The organism is Pyxidicoccus fallax (genome assembly GCF_012933655.1).
Lineage (GTDB): Bacteria > Myxococcota > Myxococcia > Myxococcales > Myxococcaceae > Myxococcus > Myxococcus fallax.
The window spans coordinates 1-25,173 of sequence record NZ_JABBJJ010000111.1 but is presented as its reverse complement, the minus strand read 5'-3'; the positions used below and the strand labels follow the sequence as shown (position 1 = coordinate 25,173).

Genomic DNA, 25,173 nt, shown 5'->3' with positions numbered 1-25,173 from the left:
TACCGCGGGAGTGCTTGCTAGCCCACGCGCGGCTGGTGCAGGCCCACGTGGTTGCCCTCGGTGTCCTGGATGATGGCGATGAAGCCCGGCGGGCCGATGTCCGTGCGGGGCAGCACCACCTTGCCACCCGCGGTCTCCACGCGGGACAGCCAGGCGTCCAGCGCACCAGCGGCGTTGAGGAAGACGCGCTGGCCCTTGGGGCTCGGCGCGTTGTCCTTGTCCTCCACCAGCGCGCCTCCCACGCCCGGCACCGTGAACATGGCGTGCGGGACGTCCATGTAGCTCTCGCGCTTGAGCGACAGCCCGGTCATCCGCTCGTAGAAGGCGGCGGCGCGGGAGAGCTGCGCGCAGGGGATTTCGAACCAGGTGATGGCGTTGGCGTTGGGGGCGGTCATGGCTTCGCTCCGTGTTCATGAGGTCGGCTCCCGGACGGGATTGCCCGGGGCCGCGACCTCGATGCCGTGCAGACTGCGCACCCCTCATGACAGCCGTGTGTCAGGTTTGTCCGTCGGGGGCCCGGTGCTACCGCCGGACGCGGTCGAGCAGGTTCTCGAAGTGCCACAGGCCGACGGCCAGGGTTGCGTCCACGGTGGGGCGCCCGCCGAAGTCGCGGCGGAAGTCGTCATAGCCACCGCGCGTCACGAGCATGAGGTGCACGCGGCCCACGCGCCCCTGGAGGCCGAGGCTGGCGCGCACGGGCACGTCGAGCCGGGCGCTGGACGGGGACATGACGGTGGAGCCCTGCACGCCCGCGAAGCCCTCCACGTAGCCCTTCCACGGGACGTCGGTCAGCACCCGGGACAGGGAGAAGCCGAGCGCGGGCCCCAGCCCCGCCTCGTCGCTGCGCCGGGTGGCCGTGTGGAGGTGGAGGCCCAACTGCATCGCCACATTGAGGCTGTCGGACAGGACGTCACTGTGCGTGGGCGAGAAGCGCAGGTGGTACGCCGCCTCGGCGTTGAACGCGGCGTTGCGGAAGCCCTGGCGGGCCTCCAACACCAGACCGTCCGCTTCCCGGGTGCACGGGAAGGGGATGTAGGTGCCCAGGCCCGCCGAGCTCGAACCGGCGAGCACATCGGTCTGCAAGCCCACCGTGCCCATGGAGGGCAATGACAGCAGGGGCAGTTCTGCGGCGGCCCTGCCCGGTCCGAGGCACAGCACCATCATCATGACGACGTGGAAGAACCAGCTCCGCTCTCTCATGGCGCGCTCCCTTCGGGGTCGATGGAGAGACCCTAAAGGCAGCACGGGGAACCATTCCTCACGGACTCCTCACGGTTTCATCATGAGTGCGGCGCGTCTCCGTGAGGGCTCAGGCGCATCCCGTCACCCGGCGCTTGAGGTTGGCGCCTCCCTGTCGGTTCGCGTGGACACATGGAGGCGGACCTCGGTTCACTCGTTCTTTCGGCCGGGACGAGGCTTGCGGCGTCCGACCAGGGGGGAATCGCCGCCCTCACGCGCCCAGAGTGATGCGTCAGCGAATGCGCCTGCCAGGAGGGGGTCGTTCCTCCAATCGTTGAAGAACCTCCGGATTTTCGGCCGCTCAAAAAGGTGTTCAAGCGTCCCATTGACCAGCGCATCGCGCACGACGGGGGACCCCTCTCTGTAGATGGTCGCCAGCCAGTCACGCAGCCCGACCAGGACCTTCCTGGCTGTAGCAGGGTCATCAAAAACAGACGCCATCCAGCCGGCAATCTCCCAGGCGGCCTCGTACCTCGAATCCGACCACGGTCCTTCGCCACCCTCTCTGATGCATCGCTCCAGGTAATCCCGGCGGAAGCGAAGGTGCTCGTCCGCGTCGAGTGGAGGGGTGATTCTCAGCGACTTCATGGATTCCCGAAGGAGTAAGTAGGTCGCGCCCTGCACTTCCAGGTCCGGACTGCTCATCCATTGGCGCAGCTGATCGCGAGAAATCTCGAGAGAGGTCTCTCGCGCGCTTCGTATCAGGTCCTCGAGTTCGGTGAGCGATTGATGGCGATCAGACATGGAGATACCTACATGGCCGCTGCGGCTAGGGGAATGATGACCAACTCGGGTTGGAGACATATCAAGACGACGACTCCAATCCCGGCCACGACGGGGATGACGTACTTACACGCCTCGCAGTCTTCTCGCCCAGGCGGCCGCCGCAAAACGCCCCATGCATGGACCGGGCGAGGGCGGCCAGAAAAGGATTGTGAAAGCGGGTGCATATGCGCTGCACCAGCATCACATCGCTGCGATGCGGTAATACACGCTCACTCCGCCCGCCAAAGCAGCGACAGCAGCCGGGGCACCGCGGTCCGCTCCGTGCCCGGGTCCCTCCAGTCGCCCGCCTGCGCGAGGACGAAGCCCGCGCGCGCCGCCGCGTTGAGGAACTCGGAGACGTCGTGGAGGTGGCAGCGGACGTACTCCGTCGTCTGCGTCTCCGGATGGACGAAGCGCGCCTGACTGCCCTGGAGCTGGCGGAAGGGGTGCAGCTCGCAGACGTAGAAGTGCCCGCCGGGCCGCAGCACGCGCCGGGCCTCGGCGAAGACGAAGGACAGGTCCTCGATGTGCTCCAGCACCAGGTTGCACACCACCGTGTCGTGGACCCCGTCCGCCGAGGGCCACCGCTGGCGCAGGTCATGCTGGAGGAACCGCACGCGCTCCACGCCGGGGCGCTGGCGCGCGCGCTTCAGCATTCCCTCCGAGCCGTCCAGCGCCAGCAGCGTGCGGGCTCGGGGCGCCAGCCACTCCGTGTTCTTCCCCGTGCCCGCGCCGATTTCGAGCACGTCGCCCTGGAAGAGGGTGGGGTCCTGGCTCCGCAGAACGGTCGCGTCCAGGTCTCGCGTCGCGTTGGCCTGGGTGTCGTAGCTGTCCGCCCAGACGTCGTACGCCCGCGCCACTTCGTCCGATGGATTCTTCATCGTCATCTCCCTGTCTTCCGCGGAGGTGACGAACGCTCGCCACCTTCCGCGACCTGGGCATCGCTGCCCGCGCGTCAAGTGACGTAGCTTTGTGCGCCCCTCACCAGAGGAGCCCGCGGCAGCGTCACTGCCGCGGTCAGACAAGCGCTTGCTAACACCCGGCCCCGGAGGGGTCAACCCGATCGGCCGCGCTTCTTCACCTGGGTGTCCGCGGGGCTCAGCAGCCGTCCATCCTCGGAGCGCAATTCCAGCTTCCTGACGGGCCTGCCGCGCTCCACGTCCACCAGCACCGTGGAGCCCCGGCCACCCTCGAAGCAGTGCTCCTCGCCCCATTGCCGCAGGGCCACGAGCACCGGAAAGAGGTCCCGCCCCTTCGGAGTCAGGACGTATTCCTGGTACGCGCTGCCGTCCGATGCCGGCGCGGTGTCCAGGATGCCGTGCTCCACCAGCGTGCGCAGCCTCGTCGTCAGGATGTTCTTCGCCACGCCCAGGCTCTTCTGGAACTCACCGAAGCGGCGCACGCCCAGCATCGCGTCCCGGATGATGAGCAGCGACCACCAGTCACCGATGACGTCCAGTGAGCGGGCGATGGGGCAGTCCGCTCCCTCCAGGCTGGTTCGCCGCATTCGCTCCTCCCTTCTGGTTGCATCATAAAACCGGGCCGATTAGGTCTCAAGTGTCGGTTGCATGATGCAACCACTTGGAGTGGGAGGGACTGACATGCGGCTCGAGAACAAGGTGGCGCTCATCACCGGGGGCAACAGCGGCATCGGGCTGGCCACGGCGCGACTGTTCGTCGCGGAGGGGGCGCGCGTCGCCATCACCGGGCGCAACCAGGAGACGCTCGACGCGGCGGCGAGGGAGCTGGGGCCCGACGTGCTGGTGCTCAAGGCCGACGTCAATGACCCCGAGGCGGTGGGCCGGGCCGTGGAGGCGACCGTCGCGCGCTTCGGCCGGTTGGACGTCCTCTTCGCGAACGCGGGCATCTCCGGCTTCACCCCGGTGGGCAAGACGTCGCTCGCGAGCTTCCAGGACATCCTGAACACCAACCTCACGTCCGTGTTCTTCACGGTGCAGGCGGCCGTGCCGCACCTGAATGACGGGGCGTCGGTGGTGCTCAACGGCTCGGTGCTCGCCGTGCTGGGGGCGCGGGGGTACTCGGCCTACGCGGCGAGCAAGGCGGGCGTGCGGGCCATGGCCCGGGTGATGGCGGCCGAGCTGTCTCCCCGGCGCATCCGCGTCAATGTCGTGACGCCCGGCGCTGCGCAGACGCCCATCTGGTCCGCCGCCGCGCCCACGCCCGAGGCCCTCGCCGCGCTGGAGCAGCGCCTCGCGCGCGGCATTCCGCTCGGCCGGCTGGGTGAGGCCGATGAGATCGCGAAGACGGTGCTGTTCCTCGCGTCGGATGACGCCTCCAACATCCAGGCCGCGGAGCTGGTCGTGGATGGTGGCGCCACGGGCGCTCCCTTCGGTGCGCCCATCTACGCATCCTGAGCGACCGCGTGGGCCCCGGCCCCGCGTGAGGCAGGGCCGGGGCCGGATGCTTCACCTCGACTTCACGGGAGCGTCCTGAACACGTCCGCCGCGTAGCGGCCCTTCAGGATGTAGACCTCGTCCGTGGGGTGCAGGCCGTCCGGGCAGATTTCATACGGGCTGCGGCCGTTCAGGTACCCGAGCAGGTACTCGTATTGGTCGATGACCGGTACCTGCTGCTGCGCCGCGACCTCCCGCATCGCCGCCGCCATGCCCTCCAGTCCGTAGCCGCTGTCGCGCGTGGGGTTGGGCGTCTCGAAGATGACCTTCTTCCCGCGGCTCTTCGCGCCCTGCGCCAGCGCCGTGAGGCACGACTTGTACTGGGTGAGGCTGTAGAGCCACTGGTCGTTGATGGCGTGGTTGATGATGACGACCGTCGCGTTGCTGTTCGCCATCTGCGTGCTCCACGCGGGGTGGACGCCGTCCGTCCCATTGAGCAGCCCGCACGCCGTGGAGCCGCTCACGCCCTCGTTGCGCACCTGCACCCCGGAAAGCGCCTCGGCGAATGCCACCGGAGCGGGCTTCGCCACCTGACCGCCGACGTGCGTCTTGTAGCCCCACACCGTGGAGTCGCCGTAGTAGTCGACAATCCGCACCTGGCTCCCACCACCCGTGACGTTCATCGTGCCGACGATATAGCGCCCCTGTCCGTCCGCGGTGACGCCGCTGCCGGTGGCCAGCGGGATGCGGTTGTCCGGAGCGGCCATGGAGTACAGGCCGATGCGGATGGAGTACGTGCCCGTCGCGAGGTTGGAGGGCAGGGTGCGGCTGATGTTGTACGCCACCGCGCCGCTCCACTGGGAGGTGCCCACGGGCGGCAGGTGGTCGGCGTTGAGCGTGGAGTGCTGCACGCCGTTGGCGTCCACGAAGTGCACGAAGACGTAGTAGTCCTGCGCCATGGGCACCGCGTTGAAGCGCATGCCCAGCGTCACCGTCTGCCCCGGCTGCGCGGACAGGCTCGGGTTGGCCAACTGGAGCGCCGTGGTGGTGCTGGGGGCCTGCGTGCCCACGTTGAGCGTGCCCACCGTGTAGCGGAGCTGGTCATCCACGGTGACGCCCGTGCCGCGCGCCAGGGTGGCGCGGCCCCACGGCGAGTGGTTCTGGAAGAGGCCCACGCGGATGGAATACGTGCCCCTCGGCATGGAGGAGGGCAGCGTCACCGTGCGGTTGTAGGCGATGGCGCCGCTCCACCAGGACGTGGGTGTCGGCGGCGCGTGGTCCGCGCTGGAGGGCGCGTGATTCACACCGTTGGCGTCCACGAAGTGGATGAAGACGCTGTAGTCCTCGGGCATGGGCACGGCGTCGAACCGCATCGCCACCGTGACGTTCTGCCCGGGCTGGACCGAGAGGTTCGGCGTGCCGAGCTGCAGCACGGTGGTCTGCTGGGCCGCGGCCCGCGAGGGCAGCAGGGCGGCACATAGCAAGGCGAGAAGCAGCGCGATTGTCGCGCCAGGACGGGGGTTCCACGAGCGCATACAGTCTCCAGGGGTGGATGGGCCCTCCCGCATGAGCAACCCATGTGCCAGCCCACCCGTGGGCGCGCCGAGCACGCATCCGTGGAGTTCAGCCCGCTTGCGCGAAGGAACGCGGCTTCCCGCGTTGACACGTGATGACACGTCCGTGTCACCCCTCCGGGGGCGGTGGTGGAACCCTCACAAACGCCTGTCTCTTCGTGAAGACTCCAGGTACAGGGCACGGCCCAGGGGCCGACGACCTGTCATTTCCGTCCGCGATACGCGGATGGGGAGGTGCGAAATGCAACGCGTCGGACTCCTCTTCTCCGTTCTCACATTCCTGCTCCTGTCGTCACCCGGGCGCGCTCACGCCCAGACCCTCGAGCTGCCCATCGAGGTCATCGGCCCCGAGGGGTACACCCGGAGCGTGTCATTCACGCTGTCCTCGGAGGCCGCGGCCCAGTCCGTCCACCTGTGGCTCCAGGCGCACAACCTCAGCTACGAGGGCAAGGGCTCCGTCCGCTTCAACGACGACGCGACGTGGATTCCCCTCGACAACACCACCGTGACGGTCGAGGGCCGGGGTAGGAACTACGGCGGCATTGGCGGAGCCTTCGCCACGCTCTCGATGCGGCTCCCGATTCCGGCGGGCGCCCTGAAGGAAGGCACCAACACGCTCCACTTCCGCTTCAACTACACGGACGAGCGCTCCATCGGCTACCGCGTCCTGCGGTTCAACCTGCTGCGCGCGGATGGCAAGCAGGTCATCCAGGAGAGCGTCTTCTCCCACGCGGACCCCCACTCGTGGACGGCGCCCCCCATCTACCAGGACCCCGCCTCCATCGCCGAGGGCGAAGCCCTCTGGAGGACCGCGACCCTGGTGCCGTCCTCGAAGAATGGCACGCCGATGCGCGCCCACTGCATGGACTGCCATACCCAGAGCGGGATGGACCTGAAGTACTTCGCCTACTCGAACCACGCCATCGTCGAGCGAGCGAGGTTCCATGGCCTGAACGAAAAGCAGGGCCTGAAGATCGCCGCGTACATCCGCACCCTGCCCAACGTGCAGCCCTGGGGACGTCCGTGGAATCCACCGTACCAGCCGGGACCGGGCCTGGACTCGCGCCCGGTCGAGCAGTGGGCCGCGGGCGCCGGCATCGACTGGGTCCTCCCCGATGACCAGCACATGCTCCAGTACATCTTCCCCCAGGGCATCACCGAGGAGGCGGTGTCCACCAAGGCGAACCTGAGCGCCCGCGAGATTCCCACCACGCTGCAGCTTCCGGACTGGAACCACTGGCTTCCCAGCATCCACCCCAAGGACGCATGGGGAGATGACTTCGTGAACTCCCGCGTCAGCGGCAGCTACGACGGCCAGGGCACGTGGGCGCTCGCCAATGACCCGACCGGCACCCGGACGGGGCGCGCACGCGCGGCACGCGTCGTCGCCTCGGGCTATTCCACCTATCGCAGCGAGTTCCTCTACTTCCAGGAGGAGTGGAACCTGTCGCTGTACAACTTCCTCCTCCCCCGTTACCCCAACACGGTGGGGATTTCCGACCCCGTCTACTCGCGGAAGATCTACTCCACGGGGCTCTGGAAGATGGTCAAGGAGTTCGAGCTCATGAACGACTTCCGGCTCGACGGCCACTACCAGAAGCTCATCCCCACGTCGCGTGACTCCAGGGCCTGGCTCTTCAACTACAGCTTCGACGTCTCACCGAACACCATGAAGCTGCCCGCCGCCAACACGGGCATCAACAACAACTCGACGTTGATGCACCTGTACTTCTCGACGGCCTGGTACCACGTCGCGCTCGTGCTCAACAATGGCAACCACAGCGATGGAGACCGGAGGAACTCGCAGCGGCCCATCGACTGGCCCTACACCCATGGCTTCATCCTGCACCTGAGCCATGACGTGGCGGGAAATCCCTCGACGATGTCGAACCAGGTGCTCTTCCTCATCAAGGGCATGCAGACCGCGGACAACTCCCAGCCGTTGAAGAACAACGGGAGCTGGCACATCCGCGGCCCGGCGAGAATCGCGTCGCTCGTGCACTTCGGCTTCTCCGCGGCCCGGAAGACCTGGGGCATCCCCCCCGAGCAGCGCAAGGCCATCTTCGAGGTCCTCCTGCGCACGTGGCTCAAGAAGACGAAGGAGTACTCACCGGAGACGTGGCGGACCGACTACGCCATCGACCCGAGCCAGCCCTACACGTTCGTGGACCAGTTCCCGGCCATCAACAACATCTGGTACATGATTCCGCGCTTCCGGTACTTCGGCGTCGACGCGGCCCTCGTGGAGGAGCTCACCCAGTGGGCGGAGAGCGTCTTCACGGGCGTGGACTGGACCCCGGTCCGCAACGCCACCTGCACCGAGCGCCCCACCGGCGAAATCTCCTGCACGAGCGGGTAGGGGACGGGCGGTCAGCCGTCCGTGCGTGAGCGGGAGGCCGGCCCGGGCGTATGGGTCGGCCAGCGCTCGCGCAGGTAGTCCACGAAGGCCATCACCTTGGGCACGTGGTGCCGCGTGCCCGGGTAGACGGCGTGCACCGGCGCGCCCTGGGAGCTCCACTCCGGGAGGATGCGCCGCAGGCGCCCGGCGTCGATGTCCTCGGCGTAGTGGATGTCCGGCGAGAGGGCGACGCCGGAGCCCGCCAGCGACAGCGCGCGCAGCATGTCCGGCTCGTTGACGGCCATGCGCGCGCGCACCGCCACCTCCACCGTCTTCGCGCCCGAGTGCAGCGTCCACACGGCCCCGTTGAGGGTGGGCCCGAAGACGAGGCAGTCGTGCTTCTCCAAATCTTTCGGCGTCTTCGGGGTGCCGTGGGCGTCGAGGTAGCTGGGGGCCGCCACGACGATGCGCTCGATGTTGCCGAGCCGGCGGGCCATGAGGGACGAGTCCGCCAGCCGTCCCGCGCGGATGGCCACGTCGAAGCCCTCCTCCATCAGGGCCACCGAGCGGTCCGTGCAGAGCATCTCGACCTGGACGTCGGGGTAGCGCTTCAGGAACTCCGCGACGAGCGGCCCGATGAAGCCGAAGCTCAGGGGCGTCGTCACGCGGAGCAGCCCGTGGGGCGCGGCCTGCATGCGCGTGACGGCGAGCTCGGCCTCCTCCGCCTCCTCCACGATGCGGGCGCAGTGCGCGTAGTAGGCCTGCCCCACGTCCGTCAGGCGCAGCTGCCGCGTGGTGCGCTGCAACAGCTGCGCGCCGATGCGCTCCTCCAGCTCGGACACCTTCCGGCTGACGGTGGACTTGGGCATGCGCAGCGCCTTCGCGGCGGCCGTGAAGCTGCCGGCCTGCACCACCTTGGCGAAGACGAGGAGCTCGTTGAGGTCCATGGCGGGTTCTCCTGCGCCGGCTTTGTTCCATGGATGGAACAGTTCTTCCAGCCGGCCCCATCTAATCCGGGCGCCCGGTCACCGCTACCTTTCACTCATCGAACGGCGGCACACACAGCCGCGACCCACAAAAGGAGAACGCACATGACCACCACCACCTGGAACATCGACACCACCCACTCCGGTATCCACTTCAGCGTCCGCCACATGGTCATCGCGAAGGTGCGGGGCAGCTTCCAGAAGTTCAGCGGCACCGTGTCCCTGGACGAGCAGGACGTCACGAAGTCGTCCGTGGCCGTGAGCATCGACACGGCGAGCATCAACACCGGCGTGGACCAGCGCGACAACCACCTGCGCTCGCCGGACTTCTTCGAGGTGGAGAAGTTCCCCGCCATCCAGTTCCAGAGCACGAAGGTGGAGAAGGCGTCCGGCAACGGCCTGCGTGTCACCGGCCTGCTGACCATCCGCGACGTCACTCGCGAGGTGGTGCTGGAGGCCGAGCAGCTCGGCGTGGGCAAGGACCCGTGGGGCAACGTCAAGGCGGCCTTCGAGGCGAAGACGTCCATCGACCGCCGCGACTTCGGGCTGAAGTGGAATCAGGCGCTGGAGACCGGCGGCGTCCTCGTGGGCGAGAAGATTGAGATCTCCCTCGAGGTCCAGGCCGTGAAGGCGCAGGCCGAGAAGGCCGCCTGAGCTCGGTAGCGCAGGGTGGATGGACTCCGACGGGAGTGGCCCCCGGTAGTGGAAACCGGGGGCCCCCGCCGGGATTCATGCTCCAGGCGCACGAGAGTCGTGCCTCGCTGATGCCTGTTCAAGCCGGCGCGAGTGACCCATCACTCCTTTCACACCGAGAGGAGGATTCGTGGCTCCGCGTCGTCCCTGGCTTCGGTTCTGCTTCCTGCTGTCCGCGCTCGCCGGTTCCAGCCTGCTCCTGCCGGTGACGGCTCAGGCGGCGGACCGGCCGAAGCGCGTCATCCTCTTTCAAATCGACAACCTCCATTACGAGGCGCCCGAGAAGCTGAAGCTGCCGAACGTGCTCGCGCTCGCCGCGGCCGGCACCCGTGTGGAGGAGGCCTATGTGCCGATTCCGTGGCACCAGACGACGGGGGACTACGGGCAGGCGCACCTGACGTCGCTGCCGAATCCGGTGACGTTCGCCGGCACGCTCTTCCTGCGCCCGAAGCAGAAGATGATTCAGTCCAGCTTCACGGGCGTGACGGCGCACATCGCCAACTCGGAGGCGTACGCGTCGCTCAACCCCGGCTTCCGCGTGGTGAAGCTGGACACGAAGCTGCGGGACGAGCAGGTCCTCGCCCAGGTGAAGGAGGTGTACGGAGCGAAGAACCCACCGGTGTTCTCGCGCATCGTCCTCCAGGACGCCAACAACCAGGGCGGCTACCCCGTGTCCATCGCGGCCCCGGGCACGCCGTGGAAGAACGACATCTACGCGGAGGGCTCTCCGTTCATCAAGGAGGTGCGGGAGGCGGATGCCCTGCTGGGCGAGTTCGTGGCGTTCCTGAAGGAGAAGAAGCTCTGGGACGACACGCTCTTCATCCTCCACGCGGATGGCGCGTCACGCGTGGGCTGGCACCCGGTGATGTTCGAGGACTCGGAGCGGATTCCGCTCATCTTCGTCGGCCCTGGCGTGGAGAAGGGGAAGACGATTCCGTACGCGGAGAACATCGACATCGTGCCCACCATCGCGAAGTGGATGGGCGTGCGGCACCCGAACCCCGACGGCGGCACCGGCCGCGTCCTGGAGGAGCTGGCGCCCGGAGTGCAGCCTCCCGAGACGCCGCGCTACCTGAAGCGCTTCAACCAGGGCGTGCGTGAGTTCCTGACGCTCAGCTCGCGGATGCGGCTGGAGAGCGGGCGCCATCCCCGGTACGACATCGCGCTGATGCAGGTGGCGAACAAGCACAACGCGAAGCTGCTCTTCCATGGCATCGACCGCATCATGGACTGGCACGAGGCCGGCTCCCTGAAGAACCTCGTGGAGACCAACGAGCGCGTCCTCCAGTGCCTGAACTCGCTCGTGACTCAGGAGACCCGGCCGCAGGAGAAGGTGAAGACGCCGCGGGAGCTGGGCTGCTGGTAGGCGGGCGCGCTCCGCCAGCCAGGTGCCGGGTCGTGCCGCCCTTCACGCTCGGGTAGGTTGCACGCCGTGACCTATCTCGGACCGCAACTCCCACCCCAGCTCCAGATTCTCGAGCCGGCCCTCACGCTGTTCGTACGCCGGGCTCCGGGATTGCCGCGCGACGGCCTGCGCTTCGGCGAAACCGGGTCGGGTGCCATCTTGCGGCTCGACCTGCGTTCGCCGGAGCTCGATGCGGGGCTTCGTGAGCGGCTCTGGCAGGCCCACGGCAAGCGCACGGACGCGCACGGCGTTCTGCTGTTGGCCGAGACCTCCAATCGGAGCCAGCACGCGAACGCGACGGCCCTCGTGGAGCGTCTGGCGAAGCTGCTGGGCGACGTCCTGCCGGAGCCATAGTCCTCATTCGCTTCGCGGGAAGGGCCGCGAGAGCAACCCGCGGGCGGGGCGCTAACGCTGGCGCGCGAGGGGAAGCTCGCGCAGGGACGGCGCCGTCTCCGGACGCACGTCCCAGTCCAGCGGCTCGCGGCCGTCCCAGTCGCGCAGGCGGGCGGCGAGCCGGGTCGCGAGCTCGTGGGCCACGTCGGCCACGGGCCTGGGAATGTGGCCGCCCGCCACCGCGGCCTCCAGGTCCTCCACGTCGATGATGCGTACCGGCTTCGGTGCTCCGGGCACGCGCGCCACGTCGATTTCGAGGTCCACGTACTGCGCCATCCCCCGGCGGAAGCGGATGGGGGTCTGCACGTTGTACAGCTCGCCGATGAGCGTGCCGTCGGCTCGGAGGTAGCGGCGCCGGCAGATCCACGCGCCGCGCACCAGTTCGATGGTGCCGTGGTCCCCCGCTTGCTGCACCGCGGGCAGCCCGTCGTAGGCCAGCCCCGGACTGCGGAAGCGGCGGCCCATCACCAGCCGCTCTCCGTCGAAGGACAGTACGTGACCGCGCATGCGCACCCGCCGCCCCGGCTTCCAGGGCTTGTCGTGGTGGACGATGACGGGCTCTCCGGGGACGAACAGGGACATGACTTTCTCATGCATAGCCCAGCTGCCGCGCGGCTGCCCGGGCGGGCGCGCGTGGCACTCGCCGGGCGGCCTGCCCACCATGCGGCACCGACGCCGCCTCACTGGATGCCGGGCTGCTACGCTCGTCATGGACGACGGGGGCATGATGCCGATGGCTTCATCTTCAGCAGCGAGGAGTGCATGGTGGCAGACGGACCTGCTGTCCGATAGCGCGATGCCCATCGGCTACCGGAGGGTCCTTCGCCACATTCATCACCGCCTCCGCGGAATGGTCCCCTCCAGGCTGACGCCACGCAGCCTCGTCACCTTGCTTCAGGAGCAGCGTATCCAGCGCATCCTGGAGATTGGTGCAGGGACCGGAAGATTCTTGAGAACGCTGGCTCTCGCCCTCCAAGCCGCGGGAGTCCAGGCCACCGCGCTCGAACTGGACTTCGATCCACTCACCGAGCACCTGCTTCGCGAGCAGGGCATCCAGACACGGCTCGTGTCCTCCGCCCGGGACAGCGGCGGACCGGGGCTCGCGCCCCCCGACCTCATCCTCGCGGTGGGCGTGTTCTCCCTGGGCACCCTGGCCTGGGGAGACGCCGGTAACTCCTCGAACCGCGTCCAGGGCATTGCGCAGCAGCACCATCAGAGGATGCTCGCCGCGGTTCGGAGCCTCTCGAATCATCCTCGAGCGGCGGTCATCACGATCGCCGTCTCGACGTTCCTGCTGGCGTCGGAGAACGTCCTGGCCCGGGACTGCCAATTGGTGGCCTGGGATCTGGAGGAACGCAAGCGCGCGCCTCGCTGGTTCAGCAACACGCTTCGGCGTTTTCGCAGTGCCTACGGGCTCACGGCCGAGGAGGGCGCCATCTATGAAGAGCTCTGGCGGCAGGCCGCCGACGTCGCCATGTTGAGCGCCCGGCCTGCGACGCGCTGAGCATCTGCCGCAAGCGCGCTACGTTCTCCCGCAGATAGGGCCCCGCATCCGGGAGGGCCCAGATGGAGTAGTTCATCAACTCCAGCCGGCGCGCTATCAACAGGGTGCGGAGCTGTTCGTCCGTCGCCAACGGCCAGGGGCGCACGTGCTCGTAGCCCGCGCGGAAGGCGCGGCAGAGTGCCTCGTAATCCGGGCGGTTATGTCCATAGAAGAGGGTGATGGCGATGTCCTGAGCGGGGTGGCCCAGGAAGAGGTCGTCGAAGTCCAGGACCACCAGTTGCCCGCCCTCACAATGGACGTTCCACATATGCAGGTCGCCATGGAGCAGGATGGGCCTGGCGTCCCCCTGGTACATCGCCCCCAGCGCTTCATCCGCCTTCTCCAGCGCCTGACGGATGACGTGTCGCTCCGGCCCGCTCAGGTGGGGGATGTGCTTCCGCGAGCGCAGCACGGCTGGCGCCTCCGAGTCGCTGCCGATACCGGTCCACTTCCGCAGGCGAACCGAAGCAGGCGGCACGAACGTCTCGGCATGGCGGTGGAGCAGCGCCATGGACCGGCCAAGCTCACGATAGGTCTCCAAGCTCAGGTGCTCCGCGAGCCGCTGCCCCGGGACCCACTCGAAGAGGACACAGGGAATCTCCGCTTCCGAGGGCGCGCCCGCCACGGCGGTGACCAGCGCGCGGTCCACGCGGGCCACGGGTCGCACCACCTGCACTTCCCCTTCGCGCACCAGGGCGCGCAACCACTCCGTTTCGACCTGGGTCTGCTCGAGCGTGCTGTGATATTGAATGCCTATCCGCAGCACGTATCGCCGCCCGTCCTCCGTGTCGATGCGAAACAGGACGTTCGTCTGGATGCTCAGCAGGTGCAGTTCTCGAACCCGAATGGGGTAATGCCGCAGCGCCAACCGCGCGAGCCGCGCGAGCCGCTGGAGCTTACCCTTCGCGGTGAGCTGCACGAAGGGCCGCATCGTCAATCTCCCGCCCTCCCATTCTCTGCCACCTTGCCTGCCGCACGCCAGGCCACGAGCTGCTCGAGCAGCTCGTACAGCTCCCTCCCGGCATCCTCGCTCGCGGACACTCCCGCTTCCTCAATGACTCGCCAGACAGGGACTGGCCCTCCACGGTTCAGGAGTTGCACGCCGCGCTCCGCCGCACCCCGGGTCCGCCAGAGTCCGCCGTTGGCGCTCACCAGCAGTCCTCCGTCACGCATCCGCTGGCAGACGACCGGGTAGCGCGGGTCCACGCGCAGCGAGTCCTCGAGCGTCAGGCCGCTGACCTCGAGGGGCTGCGGTGGGTTGTAGAACCCATAGCCCGTGCAGAGCCGCATCCACAGCGCGGCGAGCCGCTCCTCGTCGTACAGCCGGCGCATCTGCGTGCCCAGCTTCGCCAGCGTTGGCGGAACGGTGCTGACCGTTGCCTGGAGGTCGTCGGGCTCGAACGGGTGCGCGTTCCACCTGGCCGGACGCGGGCCCGCATCCCCCGCGGCCTCCAGCAGTTGCCGCAGGTAGAGTGTGAACATCGGGCTCATGGGGTTGATACACAGCATCGAGAAGGCCAGCGACGCGGTGAACTCACCGCTGGACTCCCCGACGTGCCACATGCCCGAGGGCCAATAAATCACACCGCCAGGCTCGGCCTCGAGGAGCCGCGAGGCGCCCAGGTGCTCCTCGTAGAAGGTTGCGTTGCAGAGTCGGGGGTGGTGCGAGACGTAAGAAGGCTCCCAGACGCGGATGCGTTTACGGCCCAGGACCGGGAAGTGGAACACGCTCTCGGGGTCGTAGTGGACGCCAGCGGGTGTGGCCCGGTAATCCCCCAGGAAGAGGGCATAGTAGCTGCCCAGGTTGTTCATTCCCCGGAGCTGGAAGAGGGGCCGGATGAATTCGCGAGACCACTGCCAGAGCTCGAAGCTGAGCGCTTCGAGGTTGTTCACGATGAGCGTGTAGCCCGCCTCGCCAGCCACATCCTTCATACGGGCATCGAAGCCCCGCAGGCTCCCGTCCTCGCGGCGCGGCAGCAGCTTCTGGAGCGTCTCGCCCTCCTGCACCCGCCCGCCGATGAACAGCCGCAGCGAAGCCCCGCCTCGCGCCTGCCCGCCCGCGGAGAGGAGGACCTCGAACAACTGCTCGGGTTGGAGGGGAGGTTGGGTGAAGTCACGGAGGACATTCATGGGCGCACGCTCCCAGTGCTGCTCCACGAACTGCTCCCAGAAGCCCGAGTCAGACCGCGTCATGGCTGCCTCCCCCGTTCCAGGTCATGGTTCTCGCAATCACCACCACGCGCCCGCTCGCAGACGCAGACGGCTCATTGCCGGCGGGATAGTCGTGCAGCAGGGCTTCCTTCCGGGAGCCGGCGGGAAAGGCCGTCCCCTTGAGGATGAGCAGGTCGGAAGGCGCTACCTGGAACCTGCGCTTGCTGGACTGATGGACCCACGTGCCCGGACCCAGGAACGTGCGCACGAGGCTCAGGGCCGTGTAGTCGTAGTGAGGCCGAGACTCCTGTGCTTCACGAGGAATGAACCGGATGCGGTACTCCACGTTCCTGTCCTGGAGCAGCTCGACGAAGAACTCGAGGGTGCGCAACACTTCCGCCGCGAACGCACTCCGGACCCTGGCGGAGGAAAACCCGAACCGCGCCAGGTGGTCACGGATGGCGGTGGAAGCGTGCGCGAAGGCGCGATTCCCGTGCTCGAGTTCGAAGGGGCCGAGGGCGGTGCGCCGTGTGACCTGATGACACGCAAGCGCGTGGATGAGCAGGGGGTCCGTCATGGGCATCGGATGGAGGATGCCGCGCACACCAGGCAGGCCGATTGCCCGTCTTGCTTCCGTCACATCGCTCACCTTGAACACCGATGCCGCCATGCGGTTCACCTTCAGGACTTCCGAGCCCCTGGCCGGGGTGGCGCGGAGGGAGGGTGGGCCCCAAAACGGGTCTGGACGTCCTGGTAGACCGCTCGGATGTCCTCGTACTTCACCCGCGGATGCCTTTTCAGGTACTGGACGATGTCCTCCCTCTCGGTGCGCACATCCTCGGGCTGTTCCAGCCACCGGGTCAGTTCCCGCGGGGCATGCTTCAGCGCGAGCTCCGCCATCCGCTTCATGTATGCCGACCCGATGTCGATACCCTGGACGACGATGGGCCCCGTCGTGACGTCCGCGACCATCTCGATGACCTTCCGGGCGTCAGTGAAGCCGAATGGAAGGAAGGGCTTCATCCGGACGGACGTCCGAATCCCCTCGCTTTCGAGCCGTCGGATGGCTTCCAACCGCCGAGCCACGGACGGCGCGGATGGCTCGATGAGCCGCTGGAGTTCCGGATTGTCGACGGTGATGGAGAACTGGATGGTGCAGGGCACGTTCCTCAGGAGGTCGATGTCCCTGACGATCATGTCGGACTTGGTGAGAATGGACAGGCGATACTGCGGATGCTGGGCAACCCGCTCGATACAGGCGCGTGTGATGCGGTATTTCTTCTCCGCATAGAGGTACGGGTCCGTCTGGGAAGACAGGAAGATGGCCACGCCCGGGTCTCGTGTCTCGATGTCGCGCTCCACGAGCTCTGCGGCATTCATCTTCACGTACAGGTCCGACTGGGGGCGCTCGTTGCCCTCGACGTAGCAGTAGGTGCAATGGAACATGCAGCCCACGTAGGGGTTGATCTCGTTGGGGTTGTGGACACGGGGCCCCCCGAAAATCTCGTCTACGGTCACCTCGATGATTCGCATCACCCACTCCTTGGCCCAGCTCAGCGGGGGCCCCAGCCGACCCTCACCGCAAGGTTCAGAGCCCGTTTCCCCTCGATCATCAGGATGCCGAGCGAGGCAAGCTGGACGAGGAACTCCGAGGTGCACCCCGCGCGCTCCGACAGACTGTCGACCGAGATGATCTCGTTGGAGTGCTCGAGCACACGCTCGAGTCTCTGGTCCCGTGCGAAGGTGTATGCCTCGGCGCCTTCGATTCTCACGAGGCCCGCCTGCGCGTCCCAGAAGAGCCCGTCGCCGCGGCCGTGGCGCTCGCTCCAACGAGAGACCGCCTGCTTCAGGCGCGGGTAGTAGCCCGTCAGGTCGATGCCTCCGACGCCATCGAAATGATAGGCGATGTCGGAGAGGGGCTGGGCCGAAAGCTGGGGGTGGAGCAGGCGGTACTCGGGTAGCGGCTTGATTTCTCGCCATCCGAAGCTCGCGTACCGCTCGAAGTACGGGCTGTAGCGATCAATCCGGATGGGAGACACCCCTCCCGTCGGCTGAAGGTGGGGGATCTTCTCCATCAGCGCGATCTGCTCGTCGTAGTCTTCGATCCGCTCGCCTGGGATGCCGCAGAGAAGGTTCCAGGAGACCTTGATGCGGAGCTCGCGGCACCACTTCAGGAGCGCGACGTTCTGGATGGACGAGACCCCCTTGTCGAGCAGGCCCAGCAGCCGCGTGCTCAGACTCTCGATGCCTGGCTGTATCCACCGGACGTTGGCGGAGCCAAGGAGCTGCACCTCCGCGGCTGTCATGTTGGCCTTCACCTCGAAGAACAGGTGGGGCTTGCGCTCGTGTCGCGCCAGCTCCGGGAGCGCGTGCTTGAGGTGGTCACGAGAGAGGATGGTGTCCGTGGCAAAGAGGTTGCGCTCGTACTGCTCCCAGAGCTGGCGGATCTCCTCAGCCACCCGCTCACTGGATTTGGCGTTGAAGGCCATCTGGGTGCCGTTGAGCCCGCAGAAGGTGCAATGGTGCTTCATCCCCCACCAGCACCCCCGGGACGCCTCGAACGCCAGCATGATTCTCGAGCTGGCGTCAGCCCCGAATGCCCTGGCTTCTTCCAAGAAGGCCGAGTAGTCGGGGACGGGGAGGGAGTTGAGGTCGACCGGCGCATTGGCAACGATGATGCCTCCCCTGGCGGGCTCCTCCCCCCGGACGAGCGCCAGCAGGGGCTCCTCGCCATAACCACTCACGATGTAGTCGATGTGAGGATAGAACTCCTTGATGCGCCGACCCATGGGGAGCGAGCAGGCCGACCCGCCGAGGACGATGCGTGTTCCGGGGAAGTGTTGCTTGATGGAGCGCGCGAGCCAGAGGGACGGCAGGAGCTGGTTGCACGAGGTGGACATGCCCACGAGCTCCGGGCGAGCCTCGGCGACACGCTCCAGGCAGTAGCGCTCGAAGGACTCCATGATTGTCCGGCGCTCTTCGGCTCCGCCGAACAGCGCCGAGAGCTTCTCCTCGGCACCGTCACCCAACGGGCCATGGTAGGCCTCGGCGAAGAGCATCTCTCCCACCAGCCCGCGAGCTCCGCCGGCCGTGCAGATGTCGTGGTAGCGCTCGAAGCCAATCAGTCGGGCGAGCTCGAAGTGCACGTAGGCCTCGGTGCACTCGTGACCGCGTGTGCGGACGAGCGTGGCTAGCAGCGTCGTGCTGAGCGAGGAGAGACGGATGTCCTGAAACGGCACGCAGAGCAGGAGCAGGCGTCTGGCCGAAGGGGAGTGCATGGGGGGCATCTCGGCTCCCTTTCGCCCGCTAGCCGCAGCCCATTTCCATGAGGTCGCTGGAGGGCTGAGCGCCGAGGATGCCGAAGGGTTTGTCGATGGCCGTCTGGACCCCCTTTTCCGTCACCAAGCCCACCGCGTGGTCACCCGCGTGGGCATGCTCTATCAGCCAGCCCGCGTTGGCGGTGATGGACTGGAGGTAGCCCTCCATCATGGAGTCACAGCTCGAAGCCATGAACGTCTCGCTGTGCTCCAGGGCCAGGAACTGGCAGCCGCCGCCGCAGTGGGGGGAGGACGTGCAGCCCTGGCAGCCACTGATGTCCAGCGAGGACCGGCTGCGCCACTGGGCGAGCTTCGTCGAGTACAAGGCCAGCTCGGGAACGAAGCGGCCCACGGCGAGATGGTTCAGTCCGGCGGCATCCCAGCAGGCGTAGACGTCGCCGTGGAGATCGAAGGCGAAGAAGTTGATCTGCGCCTCGCAGTTGAAGAAGCGATGCAGGGAGAACATCCCGCTGCTCTTGAACCCCTCGAAGTACTTCAGGCCGGAGAACCCGGTCAGGTCGAACACCTGCATGCGGGGCTCGCGGGCCACCATCTCCACCACCTTCTTGAGGAGCTCGGCCTCCGAGTTGCTCTTCTTGTTGGGGTTGTGGTTCTTCACGGGCGCCAGGTGGAAGCGCACGAGCTTCGTGTCGAGCCAGCCGGCTTCCTTGGCATAGTCGAGGAGTTCGGGCAGCCGGGGCAGGTTGGATTCATCGGTATTGACTCGGACGTTGATGCGGATTCCGGCCTCGATGGCCTCCGTGATGCCTCGGGCCATGGGGGTGAAGGAGTCCCCGGCCTTGGGGAGGGGCCGGCGCTTTCGATGGAGCTCGGGGGGGCCGTCGATGGTGACCTGGATGAGGTCGACCTTGCCCTTCAGCGAGGGAACCGCTGGCGCGAGGCCGACGCCGTTCGAGATGATCTTCGTCGAGTAGCCGGATTGGGCGGCGAGGTCCAGGAGCTGGAGCACGCGCTCACGCAGGATGGGGACGTCCTGCAGCGGCTCGCCACCGAAAATCGTGAAGTCGACGCGCTCGGGCCGGTCGACCTCGACGACGCGTGGCAGCACGGTAAAGAGGTGCTGGACGAGCTCTTCCGACATGACAGGAGAGTCCATGTGGTAGAGCCGCTGCCAGCAGTATGGGCACTTCAAGTCGCAGTTGTAGGAGGGAATGACGACGAGGGGCTGGCGCACCACCTTCCGGTGGAAGCCCATCATCACGTCGTACAGGACGCGTGATCTGTGGTTCTCCTCCTCGGCAGATTCGAAGATGTAACCGCGGCGCCCCAGGTACTCCATCACCTCGGGCGGCAGGGCAGGGCGAAGCTCGATGGTGTCTCCGCCGTTGGGGTTGGACCTGGATTTGGGCAGGCGCAACTGAACCACGCCAGGGTTGCGCATGGGACGGGGAATCCGGCCGAGTTGCCGTGCGATGGAGCCATCAATGACGTCAATGGAGCCGGCAAGGGTGTTGAACAGCGCGAAATAGTCGCCGTCGCCTCCCTGCCGCGGGAGCTGGACGAGAACATTGTAGGTGCTCTGGGTAGCCATGGCGCCTCAAGCAGGCGTTCCTTGTCATGCCGCCAATGAAGCGGACCTCGGACGGGCGGGCTCTGGCGGGCCTGGAAAGGAACTCTGGAGCTGCCTGCAGGCCTGGCTGCACCAGGCCTGCAGGCTCGGATTGGATGAAGGTGTCTGGAAGATGGTTTCCGCTACACTCAATCAGTCGACGTTGATGCAGCACTCACAGATCTTGAGCGCCGCGATCCCCGGGGTTCTGAGGTAGTCGTTCAGACGGTCCGTGTAGTCCCGGAGCTCGCTGATATCCATCTTGATCACCGAGAGCGGAGACTTGAGCACGGTCTGATCGCCGAGCTTGGATTTGATTTCCTCCCCGCTCGCCGTGGGTTTCTTCTTCTGCGCCATGGACACGACCTCCCTGCGGGGCAGTGCAAACCAATGGACCAACGACACGGCAGCCCCAGTGCCTGTCAAAGCAATGGAGAGGCAAAGAATGACATGGCATCAAGGCTGGGTTTGAGGGATCCATCGAGACGTCCTCGAGCGAACAGCCCATTGCCCCTCCCGGGCAATTGCAAACGAGATGGCTGACGATTCCCGCGAGATGGCGGCTTGGCTCCAGCTCGGGGGGACGAGGGCATGGTTGTCGACGTGGCTGAAGGGCCGCCCGTCACGCCTGCTGGTGACGGGAGCCCGCCTTCTGCTTCCGCTCGCTGCGCCGCAGCGAGTGCGCCTGCACGTAGCCCAGCAGCGTCACGAAGACGATGCCGCCCACGAGGTTGCCCAGCAGCGCCGGCAGGAAGTTGAGCCGCGCCCATTGTCCCACGGTGATGGGCGCGCCCAGTCCCATGCCCATGAACACCTCCGCCGCCGAGATGACCACGTGGTTGAAGTGCCCGGCCGAGATGAGGAAGCCCATCATCCAGATGATGAGCATCCGCGAGCCCTGTCCTCGCGCCGCGAGCAGCAGCCACGTGAGCATCGTCATCAACCAGCCGGCGAAGATGGCCTTCATGAAGGCCACCGGGAGCGGGACGAAGACCTTCTCCTTCACCAGCTCCACCAGGAAGCTCCGTGCCCCGTCCGCCAGCACGCCTGGCCGCGAGATGAGGAACGCGAACACCACCGCGCCCACCAGGTTGAACCCGAGCGTGGAGCTCCACAGCACGAGCAGGTCCCTCACCTTGCCCCGTCCGCCCATCACCCCGGTGACGGGGACGAAGAAGTTCTCGGTGAACAGCTCGCCCTTGCCGACGATGAGGATGATGAAGCCGATGGGAAAGGCGAGCGAGCCCAAGAGGTGCGCCTGACTCTGGTTCAGCACGTGCGTCCACGGCCCCGCCGTCCATGACATCGCCACCGCGCCGAAGCTCACCGCCAGCCCGCCGATGAACGCCGTCACCGAGTGCGCCACCGTCATCCGGTGCAGCCGCCGCTCGCCGAGCGCGATGGCGGCCTCGATGACCTCCGGGGATTCGGCGCTCAGCTCCGTGCCGCGGGCGCCTGCCTGTTCCGAGAGGCCGGTGAAGTGCTCGTGGAGCTGCTCCACGCTCCCGCACAGGCCCTTGAGCCGGTCATGCCAGGCGCGCAGCTCGGCGGTGGCCACCTTCCCGAGCCGCTGGGAGTTGCCGCGCGAGAGTTGGGCGAAGCACTCCAGGGCGGGCTGGAGGCCGCGCCGCAGCTCGACGAGGTCCGCGTGCGCCTTGCCCAGGGTGCCCAGGGCGCTGGCCGAGGCCTTCGGGGTCGACGTCTCCCCGCCTTGCAGCTCCTTGCGGAGGGCGCTCCACTTCGCGCCGAACTCCTCCACCACCTCCTCCGCGAGGACGGACAGGAAGCGGTCGAGCCCTCCGGGATGCTCGCGGTGGAGGAAGCGCGCGCGGGCCCGCTCCACCAGCGGCATGGGGCGCGGCTCGACGGTGAGCACGGCGGCGTCCGCGAGCACCACGTCCAGCCGTTCCCAGCGCAGCTCGCCCTCGTCTCCGGAGGTCGGGACGTCGAAGCGGACGAGCAGCTGGCGCGGGAAGTCCACCATGCCCGGCGCGAAGCCCGGGTCCTGGAGCTGATGGAGCAGGCTCTGATGGAGGTCGAGCGAGCGGCGGAGCTCCCGCAGCTCCCCCTGGGCCGGGTCGATGGCACGCACGTGGCGCAGCGGCCCTCCGGCTTCCACCTCCCAGGAAGCCGTGCTCAGTGACGGCGTGGGGGACTCGAGGTCTTCCATCCTCGAAGCGTGGACATCGCACTGGGGTGTGGGGATGGAAGTCCAGGCGGAGGACGGAGCGCTCGGAGCAAGGCGGCCGGCACGGGCAGGGGGGGCGCCCTCCGTGGCCGTGCCGGCTGACGGGGAGGAGGTTTCGAGGCCCTGCCGCCCAGGACGGTCCGCCTTCCTGCCTGGTGCCCCGGCGCCCGAGCCGCGCGGTGCGGGGCGGCTGCTCCCGTCGAGGGAGCGCACGCCTGGCTGGACGCTGGAGGGTGGGTGGGAGGTGTCAGACCGGGAGGGTAGGACGTGGCGTGAGGGGAGGGTGGCCCGGTGGGGCCGCCCCGAGAGCACCACCGAGCGCCCATGGACGTCCGCCAGAAGCTCCAGATTCTCGCCGACGCGGCGAAGTACGACGCCTCCTGCGCGAGCAGCGGTGGCAAACGCGAGGCCGCGCCGCGCGGTGGGCTGGGCAGCGTGGAGCGCACCGGCATCTGCCACAGCTATACGCCGGATGGACGGTGCGTGTCGCTGCTGAAGGTGCTGCTCACCAACTTCTGCGTCTACGACTGCCAGTACTGCATCAACCGCATCTCCAGCGACACGCCCCGGGCGCGCTTCACGCCGGAGGAGGTGGTGGGGCTCACGCTGGACTTCTACCGGCGCAACTACATCGAGGGACTGTTCCTCAGTTCGGGCGTCATCAAGGGCCCGGACTACACGATGGAGCAGATGGTGCAGGTGGCGCGGCTGCTGCGCGAGACGCACGCCTTTCACGGCTACATCCACCTCAAGGTGGTTCCAGGCGCGTCCCCGGAGCTGATTGCCCAGGCGGGGCGGTACGCGGACCGGTTGAGCGCCAACATCGAGCTGCCCACGGAGTCGGACCTCCAGCGGCTGGCGCCGGAGAAGAGCCTGTCCGTCACCGGCCGCACCATGGGGGAGATCCACACCCGGCTGGTGCAGTCCAAGGAGGAGCGCGCGGAGAGCCCCAAGGCGCCGCGCTTCGCGCCGGCGGGGCAGAGCACGCAGATGATTGTCGGGGCCACGCCGTCGCCGGACGCGGACATCCTGGGCACGGCGCACCGGCTGTACACGCGCTTCGGATTGAAGCGGGTGTACTACTCGGCCTTCAGCCCCATTCCGCATTCGGACGTGCGGCTGCCGGCGCGCTCGCCGCCGCTGGTGCGCGAGCACCGGCTGTACCAGGCGGACTGGCTGCTGCGCTTCTATGGATTCGGCGTGGGGGAGCTGGCACCACCGGAGGCGCCGGACCTGTCGCTGGACGTGGACCCGAAGCTGGCGTGGGCGCTGCGGCGGCGGGAGGTGTTCCCGGTGGACCTGAACCGGGCACCTCGGGAGATGCTGCTGCGGGTGCCGGGGATGGGTGTGCGCACGGTGGACCGGGTGCTGCGCATCCGGCGGTGGCACGCGGTGACGCTGGCGGACCTGGCGCGGCTGAAGGTGCCGCTGCGGCGGGCGCGGCCCTTCATCGTCACGGCGGACTGGCGGCCCACGCTGCTCCTGGACTCGGCGCGGCTGGTGGAGCGGGTGCGGCCCGCCTCGCAGCTGTCCCTCTTCGAGTCGGCGGCGGCCGCGCGCTCCGGGGAGCTGTGATTCCTTGACGGCTCTGAAACGTCCGTGCTTCAAGCGCGGTGTCCATGTCCGAAGTGAGCACCGTGCCTCCTGCCGTCCGCGCGCGTGGTGGGACGCGGCGTGTCCTGTCCCTCGCCGCCCGGTTCGCCGTGGAGCAGGCGGGGCCACTGGGCGCGGCGCTCGTGGGCTTCCTCACGTTCCTGGCCATGTACGGGCCGGCGGCGCTGGACCCCACGCGGCTGGGCTGGCTCATCCGCGACGACTTCAGCCAGCACCTGCTGGGGTGGCTCTTCTTCCGCAACTCGCCGCTCGGGTTTCCGCTGGGGGCCATTCCCGGGTACCTCCATCCGCTGGGGACGACGCTCGGGTACACGGACTCGCTGCCATGGGTGGGGTTGCTGTTGCGGCCCTTCTCGGCGCTGCTGCCGGCGGACTTCCAGTACATCGGGCCGTGGCTGTGCCTGTGCGTGGTGATGCAGGGCGCGGTGGGGGCCTGGGTGGCGCGGAGGATGGGGGCGACGGTGACGCTCCAGTGGCTCATCGGCGCGCTGCTCGTGCTGTCGCCCGCGATGTTCGTGCGGATGAGCATGTCGCACGACGCGCTGAGCGCCCACTGGCTCATCGTGTTGCTGGTGGGGCTGCACCTCGTGCCGCAGCGGGACGCTCGCGACGCGACGCGGGCACTGGTCTGTGGCTTCGTTCTCTGCGTCCTCGCGGCGGGCATCCACCCGGTGCTCACGGTCATGGTGCTGGCGCTCTCGGTGTCGCTGTGCGCGCGCACCGCGCTGGAGGGGCACCGGGGCTGGCGCTGGCCGGTGCTCGCCGCGGTGGCGAACGTGGCCGCCGTGGCCGGGTTGCTCACCGCCTTCGGTTACTTCGGGATGACGGGGCCGCTGGGTGCCGCGGGCTTCGGAGATTTCTCCGCGGACCTGGCCACCTTCCTCAACCCGCTCGGGTACCGGCACATCCGCTGGTCGCGCTTCCTTCCCACGCTGAACCAGGGCGGCGGGCAGTACGAGGGCTTTGGCTACCTGGGCGTGGGTGGGCTGTTCGCGCTCGGCGCGGCGCTCGTGCTGGCGGGGTGGCGGGCGCGGGACGTGGGG

The 25,173-nt window shown here is 67.7% G+C and carries 24 protein-coding genes; 8 read left to right on the top strand and 16 right to left on the bottom strand.

Annotated elements, in window-relative coordinates; genetic code table 11:
• Nucleotides 1–17 precede the first annotated feature (17 nt).
• From HG543_RS23620 to HG543_RS23600, 5 genes are all read right to left on the bottom strand, one after another.
• Nucleotides 18–395, bottom strand: coding sequence for a VOC family protein (locus HG543_RS23620; RefSeq protein WP_169347101.1), 378 nt, complete (start codon nt 393–395; stop codon nt 18–20).
• Between the two features lie 127 nt (nt 396–522).
• A complete protein-coding gene (locus HG543_RS23615) occupies nt 523–1,200 on the bottom strand; it encodes a hypothetical protein (protein ID WP_169347100.1) in 678 nt (225 codons plus the stop codon).
• Between the two features lie 189 nt (nt 1,201–1,389).
• Entirely contained in the window at nt 1,390–1,983 is a 594-nt protein-coding gene (locus tag HG543_RS23610; protein WP_169347099.1) for a hypothetical protein, read from the bottom strand.
• Nucleotides 1,984–2,234: 251 nt separating this feature from the next.
• Entirely contained in the window at nt 2,235–2,885 is a 651-nt protein-coding gene (locus tag HG543_RS23605) for a class I SAM-dependent methyltransferase (RefSeq protein WP_246357247.1), read from the bottom strand.
• 173 nt (nt 2,886–3,058) lie between these two features.
• Nucleotides 3,059–3,511, bottom strand: a complete 453-nt coding sequence (locus HG543_RS23600; RefSeq protein ID WP_169347097.1) for a winged helix-turn-helix transcriptional regulator — start codon at nt 3,509–3,511, stop codon at nt 3,059–3,061.
• 94 nt (nt 3,512–3,605) lie between these two features.
• Between HG543_RS23600 and HG543_RS23595 the strand changes: the two genes are divergently transcribed.
• Entirely contained in the window at nt 3,606–4,379 is a 774-nt protein-coding gene (locus tag HG543_RS23595; RefSeq protein ID WP_169347096.1) for an SDR family NAD(P)-dependent oxidoreductase, read from the top strand.
• 62 nt (nt 4,380–4,441) lie between these two features.
• Here HG543_RS23595 and HG543_RS54595 read toward each other — a convergent pair whose 3' ends face one another.
• Complete coding sequence (locus HG543_RS54595; protein WP_211194118.1) at nt 4,442–5,893, bottom strand: SGNH/GDSL hydrolase family protein; 1,452 nt, start codon at nt 5,891–5,893, stop codon at nt 4,442–4,444.
• Nucleotides 5,894–6,173: 280 nt separating this feature from the next.
• Here HG543_RS54595 and HG543_RS23585 point away from each other — a divergent pair, with 280 nt between their 5' ends.
• Nucleotides 6,174–8,291: a hypothetical protein gene (locus HG543_RS23585; RefSeq protein ID WP_169347095.1), complete on the top strand. Its 2,118-nt coding sequence runs from the start codon at nt 6,174–6,176 to the stop codon at nt 8,289–8,291.
• 11 nt (nt 8,292–8,302) lie between these two features.
• Here HG543_RS23585 and HG543_RS23580 read toward each other — a convergent pair whose 3' ends face one another.
• The gene (locus tag HG543_RS23580; protein WP_169347094.1) at nt 8,303–9,217 is read right to left on the bottom strand and encodes a LysR family transcriptional regulator; all 915 of its coding nucleotides are present in this window, start codon (nt 9,215–9,217) and stop codon (nt 8,303–8,305) included.
• 144 nt (nt 9,218–9,361) lie between these two features.
• On the opposite strand from HG543_RS23580, the gene HG543_RS23575 reads away from it, so the two are divergent.
• The 3 genes from HG543_RS23575 to HG543_RS23565 all read left to right on the top strand — a co-directional run bounded on the left by HG543_RS23575 (nt 9,362) and on the right by HG543_RS23565 (nt 11,708).
• On the top strand, nt 9,362–9,910 hold the full coding sequence (locus tag HG543_RS23575) for a YceI family protein (protein ID WP_169347093.1): 549 nt from the start codon (nt 9,362–9,364) through the stop codon (nt 9,908–9,910).
• A 169-nt stretch (nt 9,911–10,079) separates the two neighbouring features.
• Entirely contained in the window at nt 10,080–11,315 is a 1,236-nt protein-coding gene (locus tag HG543_RS23570; RefSeq protein WP_169347092.1) for a sulfatase-like hydrolase/transferase, read from the top strand.
• 66 nt (nt 11,316–11,381) lie between these two features.
• Entirely contained in the window at nt 11,382–11,708 is a 327-nt protein-coding gene (locus HG543_RS23565; protein WP_169347091.1) for a hypothetical protein, read from the top strand.
• 51 nt (nt 11,709–11,759) lie between these two features.
• On the opposite strand, the gene HG543_RS23560 is transcribed toward HG543_RS23565, so the two are convergent.
• A complete protein-coding gene (locus HG543_RS23560; protein ID WP_169347090.1) occupies nt 11,760–12,329 on the bottom strand; it encodes a ribonuclease FAU-1 family protein in 570 nt (189 codons plus the stop codon).
• Between the two features lie 142 nt (nt 12,330–12,471).
• Between HG543_RS23560 and HG543_RS23555 the strand changes: the two genes are divergently transcribed.
• A complete protein-coding gene (locus HG543_RS23555; protein ID WP_169347089.1) occupies nt 12,472–13,251 on the top strand; it encodes a class I SAM-dependent methyltransferase in 780 nt (259 codons plus the stop codon).
• On the opposite strand, the gene HG543_RS23550 is transcribed toward HG543_RS23555, so the two are convergent.
• The 8 genes from HG543_RS23550 to HG543_RS23515 form a co-directional block, all read right to left on the bottom strand.
• Nucleotides 13,163–14,221 (bottom strand): phosphotransferase enzyme family protein, encoded by a 1,059-nt coding sequence (locus tag HG543_RS23550; RefSeq protein ID WP_169347088.1) that lies wholly within the window; start codon nt 14,219–14,221, stop codon nt 13,163–13,165. The two genes, HG543_RS23555 and HG543_RS23550, sit on opposite strands and share 89 nt — an antisense overlap.
• A 2-nt stretch (nt 14,222–14,223) precedes the next feature.
• Complete coding sequence (locus tag HG543_RS23545) at nt 14,224–15,483, bottom strand: JmjC domain-containing protein (protein WP_169347087.1); 1,260 nt, start codon at nt 15,481–15,483, stop codon at nt 14,224–14,226.
• Nucleotides 15,470–16,111 (bottom strand): DUF1826 domain-containing protein, encoded by a 642-nt coding sequence (locus HG543_RS23540; RefSeq protein WP_169347086.1) that lies wholly within the window; start codon nt 16,109–16,111, stop codon nt 15,470–15,472. Before HG543_RS23540 ends, HG543_RS23545 begins: the two co-directional genes overlap by 14 nt.
• Nucleotides 16,112–16,122: 11 nt before the next feature.
• Nucleotides 16,123–16,974: an SPL family radical SAM protein gene (locus tag HG543_RS23535; RefSeq protein ID WP_169347085.1), complete on the bottom strand. Its 852-nt coding sequence runs from the start codon at nt 16,972–16,974 to the stop codon at nt 16,123–16,125.
• 20 nt (nt 16,975–16,994) lie between these two features.
• Nucleotides 16,995–18,719, bottom strand: a complete 1,725-nt coding sequence (locus tag HG543_RS23530) for a RiPP maturation radical SAM C-methyltransferase (RefSeq protein WP_169347084.1) — start codon at nt 18,717–18,719, stop codon at nt 16,995–16,997.
• A 28-nt stretch (nt 18,720–18,747) separates the two neighbouring features.
• On the bottom strand, nt 18,748–20,310 hold the full coding sequence (locus HG543_RS23525) for a radical SAM/SPASM domain-containing protein (RefSeq protein ID WP_169347083.1): 1,563 nt from the start codon (nt 20,308–20,310) through the stop codon (nt 18,748–18,750).
• Between the two features lie 171 nt (nt 20,311–20,481).
• Nucleotides 20,482–20,685, bottom strand: a complete 204-nt coding sequence (locus HG543_RS23520) for a hypothetical protein (RefSeq protein WP_169347082.1) — start codon at nt 20,683–20,685, stop codon at nt 20,482–20,484.
• Between the two features lie 265 nt (nt 20,686–20,950).
• Complete coding sequence (locus HG543_RS23515; RefSeq protein ID WP_169347081.1) at nt 20,951–22,498, bottom strand: formate/nitrite transporter family protein; 1,548 nt, start codon at nt 22,496–22,498, stop codon at nt 20,951–20,953.
• Between the two features lie 342 nt (nt 22,499–22,840).
• Between HG543_RS23515 and HG543_RS23510 the strand changes: the two genes are divergently transcribed.
• Nucleotides 22,841–24,091: a putative DNA modification/repair radical SAM protein gene (locus tag HG543_RS23510; RefSeq protein WP_169347080.1), complete on the top strand. Its 1,251-nt coding sequence runs from the start codon at nt 22,841–22,843 to the stop codon at nt 24,089–24,091.
• Nucleotides 24,092–24,135: 44 nt separating this feature from the next.
• On the top strand, nt 24,136–25,173 hold a 1,038-nt coding region (locus tag HG543_RS23505), incomplete at its 3' end, for a DUF6311 domain-containing protein (RefSeq protein ID WP_246357246.1).